The sequence below is a fragment of the Kocuria sp. SM24M-10 genome (genome assembly GCF_001027955.1).
GTDB classification, from domain to species: Bacteria; Actinomycetota; Actinomycetes; order Actinomycetales; family Micrococcaceae; genus Kocuria; species Kocuria oceani.
Genome location: NZ_LDNX01000087.1, coordinates 1 through 9,089 on the forward strand (window position 1 = coordinate 1; position 9,089 = coordinate 9,089).

Here is a 9,089-nt window from a genome sequence, read left to right on the forward strand (position 1 = left end):
GGGCCGCCGGAGCCCGTGACGGTCTCCGGCGGCCCGCGGCCCCTCGCGGGACGGGTGGTCAGCCCTGCACGCCGAGCTTCTCCAGGATCAGCTCCCGCACCCGGGCGGCGTCGGCCTGGCCGCGGGTGGCCTTCATGACCGGGCCGATGAGCGCGCCCACGGCCTGCACCTTGCCGGCCTGGACCTTCGCGACGACGTCGGGCATCTGCGCCATGGCGTCGTCGATCGCCGCGGTGAGCACGCTGTCGTCGGAGACGACCGCCAGACCGCGCTGCTCGACGACCTCGGCCGGGGAGCCCTCGCCCTCCAGGACGTGGGCGAGGACCTTCTTGGCCAGCTTGTCGTTGATCTTGCCGGCGCCGATGAGCCCGTCGAGCTCGACGACGTGCTGCGGGGTGACGCCCAGCTCCGCGATCTCGACCTCCCGCTGCTTGGCCAGGCGGGCGATCTCGCCCATCCACCACTTGCGGGCCGCGGCCGGGGCGGCCCCGGCCGCGACGGTCTGCTCGATCTCGTCGAGCACGCCCGCGTTGACGACGTCGCGGAACTCCTCGTCCGAGAAGCCCCAGGCGGCCTGCAGCCGCTTGCGGCGCTCGGCCGGGGGCTCGGGCAGCTCCGCCCGCAGCCGCTCGATCCACGCCTCGTCCGTCACGACCGGCACGAGGTCCGGCTCGGGGAAGTAGCGGTAGTCGTCGGCGTCGGACTTCGGCCGCCCGCTGGTGGTGGAGCGGGTGTCCTCGTGCCAGTGCCGGGTCTCCTGCACGATGGTCCCGCCGCCGTCCAGGACGGCGGCGTGCCGCTGGATCTCGAAGCGCACGGCGCGCTCGACGGCGCGCAGCGAGTTCACGTTCTTCGTCTCGGAGCGGGTGCCGAACGTGGACGCGCCCTTGGGCATGAGGGACACGTTGGCGTCGCAGCGGACGTTGCCGCGCTCCATCCGGGCGTCCGAGATGCCGAGGTTCTTGACGATCTCGCGGATGACGGTCACGTAGGCGCGCGCCAGCTCGGGGGCCCGGGAGCCGGCGCCCACGATGGGCTTGGTCACGATCTCGATCAGCGGCACCCCGGCGCGGTTGTAGTCCACCAGGGAGAAGTCGGCGCCCTGGATGCGGCCGGCGGCCCCGCCCAGGTGGGTGAGCTTGCCGGCGTCCTCCTCCATGTGGGCGCGCTCGATCTCGACGGTGAACACCGTCCCGTCCTCCAGCTCCACGTCGACGGAGCCGTTCTCGGCGATCGGCTCGTCGTACTGGGAGGTCTGGAAGTTCTTCGGGGTGTCCGGGTAGAAGTAGTTCTTCCGGGCGAAGTGGGACACCGGGCGGATCTCGCAGCCCAGGGCCAGGCCGAGCTTGATCGCCGACTCCACGGCCACCCGGTTGACCACGGGCAGCACCCCGGGCAGGCCCAGGGAGACGGGGGTGACGTTGGTGTTCGGCTCGTCGCCGAAGACGTTGGGGGCGGCGTCGAACATCTTGGTCCGCGTGTTCAGCTCCACGTGGACCTCGAAGCCGAGGACGGGGTCGTACTTCTCCATGGCCTCGTCGAAGGACAGGACCTCTTCGGTGGTCTGGGTCATCAGCGGGCTCCTCCCCGGACGGGTGCGGACAGGGTGGACTCGGCGGCCAGGTCGCGGACCAGCGCGGCGGTGTCGGGCAGGTCCTTCCACAGGGGCCCGCCCCAGCGGTCGGCGAGCAGGGCTTCCAGGCCGGCGCCGGCGCGGTAGAGCCGGGCGTCCTCCCGGGCCGGGGCCATGAACTGGATGCCCACGGGCAGCCCGTCCTCGGGGGCGAGGCCACCGGGGACGGAGATCGCGGGCACGCCGGCCAGGTTGGTGGGGATGGTCGCGATGTCGTTGAGGTACATCTGCATGGGGTCCGCGGACTCGTCCACGGCGCCGCGCTCGAAGGCCGTGGTCGGCGCCGTCGGGGAGACGAGCACGTCCACCTGCTCGAAGGCGGCGGCGAAGTCGCGCTGCACCAGGGTGCGGACCTTCTGCGCCGAGCCGTAGTAGGCGTCGTAGTAGCCGGCGGACAGGGCGTAGGTGCCCAGGATGATGCGCCGCTTGACCTCCGCGCCGAAGCCGGCGGCCCGCGTGGCGCCCATCACCCGCTCGATGGTCAGCGGCCCGCCCTCGGGCAGCACGCGGTGGCCGAAGCGCACGCCGTCGTACTTGGCGAGGTTCGAGGAGACCTCCGAGGACATGATCAGGTAGTAGGCCCCCAGGGCGTAGCGGAAGTTCGGGGTGGAGACCTCCACGATCTCGGCGCCGGCCGAGCGCAGCAGCTCCACGGCCTCGCCGAAGCGCTGCTGGACGCCGGGCTGGAAGCCCTCGCCCGTGAGCTCCCGGACCACGCCCACGCGCAGTCCTTTCAGCCCGCCCTCCGCGGCCCCGGCCCGAGCCTGGGCGGCGAGGGGCCCGGCCGGGCCCGGCAGCGAGGTGGAGTCCTGCGGGTCGTGCCCGCCCACCACCTCGTGCAGCAGCGCGGCGTCGAGCACCGTCCGGGCCACCGGGCCCACCTGGTCCAGGGAGGACGCCATGGCGATCACGCCGTAGCGGGAGACCCCGCCGTAGGTCGGCTTCACGCCCACCGAGCCGGTCAGGGCCGCCGGCTGGCGGATGGACCCGCCGGTGTCGGTGCCCAGGGCCAGGGGCGCCTGGAAGGAGGTGACGGCCGCGGCGGAGCCGCCGCCGGAGCCCCCCGGGATCCGGGCGAGGTCCCACGGGTTGCGGGTGTCGCCGAACGCGGAGTGCTCGTTGGAGGAGCCCATCGCGAACTCGTCCAGGTTCGTCTTGCCGAGCACGGGCATGCGCGCCGCGCGCAGCCGGCGGGTCACGGTGGCGTCGTAGGGGCTCATCCAGCCCTCGAGCATCCGGGAGGCCGCGGTGGTGGGCTGGCCCTTGGTGACGATGAGGTCCTTGACCGCGATCGGCACGCCGGCCAGCTCGGGCAGCTCCTCGCCGCGGGCGCGGGCGGCGTCCACCTCGGCGGCCACGGACAGGGCCTCCTCGGTGTTCACGTGCAGGAAGGCGTTGAGCCCGCTCTTGCCGCGGCTGCGGTCGGCGGGGTCGACGGGAGCGCCGTCGGTGTCCCGGATGCGGTCCAGGTGCGCCTGGACGGCCTCCACGGAGCTGACCTCGCCGGCGGCGAGCTGCTGGGCGAGCTCGGCGGCCGAGAGGCCGGCGACGCCCTGGGGGGTACCGGTGGTCGTCATGCGGCTACTCCTCGTCCAGGATCGCGGGCACCTTGAACTTGCCCTCGGCGGCGTCGGGGGCGTTGCTGAGCGACTCCTCGGCGGTGAGGGTCTCGCCCACGACGTCCTCGCGGAAGACGTTCTGCAGCGGGATCGGGTGGCTCGTGGCCGGGACGTCCGGGCCGGCGGCCTCGCTGACGGACGCGACCGAGTCGACGACGAGGTCCAGCTCCGTGGCCATGGACCGCAGCTCCTCCTCGGTCATCTCGATGTGCGCGAGCTTCGCCAGGTGGGCGACCTGCTCGCGGGTGATCGCAGACATGCGCACTCCTGCTCGTGGTCGGGGTGGTTTCCGCTCCAGTCTAGCCGCGCGGCCCCCGCCGCCCGCGCGGGCGGAGGGGCCGGTGCGGGGGCATACCCTGGAGGTACGCCCACCCACCACACAGGAGCACCCGGACATGGCCAAGAGCACCCCCGCCCGCACGAAGAAGGCCCGCGGCGCCCGGAAGGACCGCCCCGCCGGCGCCCGGCCCGGGAGGGCCACGCGCTCGGTCTCGGCCACGGACGCCGCCAACGCCTGGCGCCAGCGGGTCAGCAAGGACGCCGCCGAGACGATCGACACGGTCGTGGCGCACGTCCAGGCCGTGGCCGAGCAGCAGCTGGGGCAGCACGGGGCCTTTCCGGCCTTCCTCGTGACCGCCCGCAAGGACGGCGAGTACGAGCTGGACGCCCTGCCGCCGGAGCAGGTGGAGGAGCTCTCCCCCGAGGCGGTGCTGCAGGCGCTGCGGGACCGGGCCGAGCAGCTGCGGGACGAGATCCTCTGTGCGGGCGTGGCGTTCCCGGTGACCCTGCCGGACCGCTCCGGGCAGACCGCGGTGGCCGTGGAGGTCCAGCACCGCGAGGGCGAGTCCCTGCGCATCATCCAGTCCTACCGCGTCAAGGGGGCCGAGCGCTCGGTGAGCTTCGGGGACGTGGCGGCCGAGCCCACCGAGCCCTGGCTGTGGCTCTGAGCGCCTGACGCCGCACCCGGGCCGGCCGTGGCCGCCCGCACACGGGACGAAGGGCCCCTCCGCACGCGGAGGGGCCCTTCGTCTCGTGCTGCGCGGCGAGGCCGCGCGGTGCCGATCCCGGGAGGGATCAGGCGGGGATGTTCAGCACCTGACCGGGGAAGATCAGGTTCGGGTCGGCGATGCTGCCGGCGTTGGCGGCGGCCAGCGCCTCCCAGCCACCGTGGACGCCCAGCTTCTGGGCGATGATCGAGAGGGTGTCACCGGGGACCACGGTGTAGGACTCGCCGGCCACGGGGGCCGGGGCCACGACGGCGGCCGGGGCGACGTACTCGACCACGGGGGCGGCGGCCGGGGCCGGCGCGGGAGCGGCCTGCACGGGGGCCGGAGCCGGGGCGGCGACCGGGGCCGGGGCGGCCTCGATCGGGGCCGGGGCCTGCACGGACTGGGGAGCCACGGTGGTGGCGGAGCCCATCGGGTTGGCGGACGGGGCGGCGCTGCCGCTCAGGCCCAGCTTGGCGGAGCAGGCGGGCCACGCGCCCCAGCCCTGGCCGTCGAGCACGTTCTCGGCCACGGCGATCTGCTGCTCACGGGAGGCGTCCTGCGGGGCGCCGGTGCCGCCGAAGGCGGCCCAGGTCGACGGGGTGAACTGCAGGCCGCCGGAGAAGCCGTTGCCCGTGTTGGTGTTCCAGTTGCCACCGGACTCGCACTCGGCGAGGGCGTCCCAGGTCGACGCCGGGGCGGCGTTGGCCGGGAGGGCCATGGCACCCACGGCGGTCCCGCCGAGGATCAGGGCGGCGGCACCGCGACGGACGTTGCGACGAACAGCGTTGGCGTTGGTCATGATGCTCCCTTGGGCCACCTGCGCTCGTTTCCGTCCCCGGATGTCTTCGCGCCGTCGTCTACCCGTCAAAGGTGTGGTCGGGTAAGTGCTTACAGGTGGCTGCCCTTCAGACGACGTGCGGTGTTACGGCAGCACCTAGCATGATTTGGTGGCGCGCCCGAGGCTGGGTCGGGGCACACCGGATCCCCGGAGGAGATCCTCGGGGAAGCTGTTGATCACGGTAGCGTAACGATTTCTGTTGCGCTACCCCCCTGGCGCTCGACGTGAGGTATAACACCAGCCGTCTGCGTGGGGGTGTCGGGCCGTGACGAAACCCGACGATGCGGAGCCGTGCTCCGGAAGCGGAGGGCATGCCCTCGGGAAGAACGCTTCGAATGTCACGCTAGGGCAACGGTTTTGTCTCGGTCAAGTCACGAGAGGCATCTCACACCAGACCCCGGGGGCCGGACCGCCCCGTCTCAGCCGGGAATTCCGCGCTCACGTGCGGTGACCCAGGCCGCGAGACGGTCCGCGGACGGCACCGCGCCCTCGGCCGGGGAGGGCAGCGCGGGGCGGCGGACGAGCGCTCCGGCCTCCTCCGCGATGAGCGCACCGGCCGCCCAGTCGTGCTCGTGCAGGCCCTGCTCGCCGTAGCCGTCCAGTGTGCCGTCGGCCACCATGCACAGGTCCAGCGCCGCGGAACCCAGACGCCGCATGTCCGTGTACTGGCGCATTGTGCTCAAGAAAGTATGGAACTGGCGGTCGCGCTGGGCGGCGTCGTAGGAGAAGCCGGTCCCGTAGACGCGCCCCGGCCGGCCCGGTTCGGGCCCGGTGAGACGGCGCGTGGTGCCGTCCGTCTCCAGCCACGCCCCGGCGCCCCGCACCGCGAAGTAGGTCCGGCGCAGGGCCGGGGCGTTGACCACGCCCACGAGCCAGTTGCCCTCGGCGTCGGCGGCGGCCACGGACGTGCAGTAGTACACGATGCCGCGGATGAAGTTCGTCGTGCCGTCGAGCGGGTCCACCGACCAGCGGATCCCGGAGGGCTGCTCGGGCCGGTGCGTGCCCGACTCCTCGCCGGTCACCGTGTCGTGCGGACGACGGTCCAGCACGGTGCGCAGCACCGCCTGCTCGGCCGCGACGTCGAAGCGGGTGACCCAGTCCCCCGCCCCCGACTTGCCGGTGACGTCGAGCCGTGCGGCGTCCCGGCCCCGGAGCACCTCGGCGCCGGCCTCGGCGGCCGCCAGCGCCAGCTCGAGCAGCTCCTCCAGCTCCCCGCCGGTGGGGCCGAGCCCGTCCAGTGCGTCGTCGTGGCGTCCCATGCTCAGGCCCCGTCCTCGTCGTCGGCGGACTCCGCCGCGCTGTCGTCTGCCGTGCTGTCGTCTGCCGTGCTCTCCTGCGCCGTGCCCTTGTGCGCAATGCCCGGGCCGGCCGGGACCTCGCCGGCGCCGCCGTCCTCGCCCGCGTCCTCGTCAGCGTCCTCGCCCGTGCCCCCGGGGGCCACGGCATCCGGCCCGCCGGCGAGGAGGCGCTCGAAGCCCTCCTCGTCCAGCACCGGCACGCCCAGCTGCTCGGCCTTGTCCAGCTTGGAGCCCGCGCTCTCCCCGGCCACCAGGAAGTGCGTCTTCTTCGACACCGATCCGGAGGCCTTGCCGCCGCGCACCAGGACCGCCTCCTTCGCCGAGTCGCGGCTGAAGCGCTCCAGGGTGCCGGTGATGACCACCGTGACGCCTTCGAGGGTGCGGGGCACCGACTCGTCGACCTCGTCCACCATGCGCACCCCGGCGGCCGCCCACCGCTCCACGATCTCGCACCGCCACGGTTCGGCGAACCACTCCTTGACGGACGCGGCGATGACGGGCCCCACCCCGTCGGTGTGGGCCAGGGTCTCCTCGTCGGCGTCGCGGATGGCCTGCATCGAGCCGAACGCGGTGGCCAGGGAGCGGGCCGCGGTGGGGCCCACGTGCCGGACGGACAGCGCCACGAGCACCCGCCACAGCGGCTGGGACTTCGCCTTCTCGAGCTCCTCGAAGAGCTTGCGGGTGGTGGCGGTGGGCTCGGACGGCTTCTTGGCGGTGCCCTTCGACCAGAAGTACGGCACGAGCTCCGTCTCCCCCGTGGGGGTGCCGCGGGACTTCTTCTCCCGCCGGATCCGGACCTCGCGCAGGTCCTCCGGCGTGAGGTCGAACAGGTGCGCCTCGCTGGTCAGCGGCGGGGTCTCCGGCTCGTCGGGCCGGGTCAGCGCCAGGGCGGACTCGTAGCCGAGGGCCTCGATGTCGAAGGCGCCGCGCCCGGCGGCGTGGAAGACCCGCTCGCGCAGCTGGGCCGGGCAGCTGCGGGCGTTGGGGCAGCGGATGTCGACGTCGCCCTCCTTGGCCGGGCGCAGCTCCGTGCCGCAGGAGGGGCAGTGGGCGGGCATCACGAACTCGCGCTCGGTGCCGTCGCGCAGGGCGACCACGGGGCCCACGATCTCGGGGATCACGTCACCGGCCTTGCGCAGCACCACGGTGTCGCCGATGAGCACGCCCTTGGCCTTCACCACGTCCTGGTTGTGCAGGGTGGCCATCTCCACCGTGGACCCGGCGACGCGCACCGGCTCCATGAGCCCGAAGGGGGTGACCCGGCCGGTGCGGCCCACGTTGACCAGGATGTCCTTCAGCTTCGTGTGCACCTCCTCGGGCGGGTACTTGTAGGCCACGGACCAGCGCGGCACCCGGGAGGTGTGCCCGAGCCGGAACTGGGTGCGGCGGTCGTCGACCTTGACCACGATGCCGTCGATCTCGTGGATGAGGTCGTGGCGGCGGCGGCCGTACTCCTCGATGAACGCCAGGACCTCCTCCGTGGACGGCAGCACCCTGAAGTAGGGGCTCACCGGCAGCCCCCACCGCTCGAGCAGCCCGTAGACCTCGGACTGGGTGTCGGCGCGCAGGCCGGTGGCGGCGCCCACGCCGTGCACGTACATGGACAGCCGGCGCCGGGCGGTGACCTCGGGGTCCTTCTGCCGCAGGGAGCCCGCCGCGGCGTTGCGGGGGTTGGCGAAGGGGGCGCGGCCCTCGGCCACGATCGCCTCGTTGAGGGAGCGGAAGTCGCGGGAGGAGATGAACACCTCGCCGCGGATCTCGACCTCCTCGGGGACGTCGTCCCCGGCGAGGGTGGTGGGGATCGTGGCGATGGTGCGCACGTTGTGCGTGACGTCCTCCCCGGTCGTGCCGTCGCCGCGGGTCGCGGCCCGCACCAGCTCGCCGTCGCGGTAGAGCAGGTTCACGGCCAGCCCGTCGATCTTCAGCTCGGTGAGCCACGCGGGCCCCGGGGCGTCCGGCAGCGCCTCGACGGCGGCGGAGGCCTTGGCCATCCAGGCGGTGAGCTCGTCGATGGAGAAGACGTCCTCCAGGGAGTACATCCGGGCGAGGTGGGTCACCGGCGCGAACGCCGTGGAGACCTCGCCGCCGACCTCCTGGGTGGGCGAGTCGTTGGCCACCAGCTCGGGGTTCAGCGCCTCGACCTCCTCGAGCCGCCGGTAGAGCTCGTCGTACTCGGCGTCCGAGATCGTGGGGGCGTCCTCCACGTAGTACGCGGTGCGTGCGGCACGCACCCGGTCCACGAGCTCCGCGTACTCCTCCTTGAGGTCCTCGCTCGGCGGGGCCGGGTTGAGGTCCTGGCCGGTGGCGTCGACGGGGCGGTCGTCTGTCCTCTGCTGTGGGCTCACCCGACCATTGTGGCCCACGGGCCGGACAGCCCCCGGCGCGGCACGGCGGTGCCGGTCCGGCGCCGCCTCATCGCGGGTCGTCCAGGCGCAGCGGGAGCCCGAAGCCGGTGCGCACGCCCGGGGAGCACAGGACGCTGTCCGGGGGGCGGGCGGCGAGCTCCCCGAAGCCCGTGGCCCGCACCAGGTCGTCCTCGAGCGCCAGGAGCTCGCCCCGGTGCAGCGGCCACGGCCCGTGCGTGTTGGGCACCCACAGGGGGCGGCCCCACCACGGGGTGTGCAGTCCGAAGCGGGCGGTGAGGAACACCTCGAGCGGGCCGGGGCGCTCGAGCCGCTCCCCCACGGCCACCCGCAGCCGGCTGGCCGGCCG

Annotated in this window: 8 protein-coding genes; 1 reads left to right on the forward strand and 7 read right to left on the reverse strand. The window is 73.6% G+C overall.

Features of this window, described 5'->3' with window-relative positions; all coding sequences use genetic code 11:
- Positions 1–58: 58 nt before the first annotated feature.
- From gatB to gatC, 3 genes are read right to left on the reverse strand one after another with little or no spacing between them, the layout of a single operon-like run.
- Positions 59–1,573 carry an Asp-tRNA(Asn)/Glu-tRNA(Gln) amidotransferase subunit GatB gene (gene gatB, locus ABL57_RS10120; protein ID WP_047803349.1) on the reverse strand — a complete coding sequence of 505 codons (1,515 nt, stop codon included), beginning with the start codon at positions 1,571–1,573 and terminating at the stop codon, positions 59–61.
- Positions 1,573–3,210, reverse strand: coding sequence for an Asp-tRNA(Asn)/Glu-tRNA(Gln) amidotransferase subunit GatA (gene gatA, locus ABL57_RS10125; protein WP_047803350.1), 1,638 nt, complete (start codon positions 3,208–3,210; stop codon positions 1,573–1,575). The genes gatB and gatA overlap by 1 nt, the downstream gene beginning before the upstream one ends.
- 4 nt (positions 3,211–3,214) lie before the next feature.
- Positions 3,215–3,511 carry an Asp-tRNA(Asn)/Glu-tRNA(Gln) amidotransferase subunit GatC gene (gatC, locus tag ABL57_RS10130; protein ID WP_047803351.1) on the reverse strand — a complete coding sequence of 99 codons (297 nt, stop codon included), beginning with the start codon at positions 3,509–3,511 and terminating at the stop codon, positions 3,215–3,217.
- Between the two features lie 136 nt (positions 3,512–3,647).
- Here gatC and ABL57_RS10135 point away from each other — a divergent pair, with 136 nt between their 5' ends.
- Complete coding sequence (locus ABL57_RS10135) at positions 3,648–4,199, forward strand: hypothetical protein (protein WP_053004878.1); 552 nt, start codon at positions 3,648–3,650, stop codon at positions 4,197–4,199.
- Between the two features lie 127 nt (positions 4,200–4,326).
- Here ABL57_RS10135 and ABL57_RS10140 read toward each other — a convergent pair whose 3' ends face one another.
- From ABL57_RS10140 to ABL57_RS10155, 4 genes are all read right to left on the reverse strand, one after another.
- On the reverse strand, positions 4,327–5,040 hold the full coding sequence (locus tag ABL57_RS10140; protein ID WP_047803352.1) for a transglycosylase family protein: 714 nt from the start codon (positions 5,038–5,040) through the stop codon (positions 4,327–4,329).
- Between the two features lie 458 nt (positions 5,041–5,498).
- The gene (locus ABL57_RS10145; protein WP_047803353.1) at positions 5,499–6,338 is read right to left on the reverse strand and encodes an inositol monophosphatase family protein; all 840 of its coding nucleotides are present in this window, start codon (positions 6,336–6,338) and stop codon (positions 5,499–5,501) included.
- Positions 6,339–6,340: 2 nt separating this feature from the next.
- On the reverse strand, positions 6,341–8,722 hold the full coding sequence (gene ligA, locus ABL57_RS10150; protein WP_047803354.1) for an NAD-dependent DNA ligase LigA: 2,382 nt from the start codon (positions 8,720–8,722) through the stop codon (positions 6,341–6,343).
- 67 nt (positions 8,723–8,789) lie between these two features.
- Positions 8,790–9,089, reverse strand: a 300-nt coding sequence (locus tag ABL57_RS10155; RefSeq protein WP_047803356.1) for a DUF2071 domain-containing protein, incomplete at its 5' end; no start/stop codon positions are given.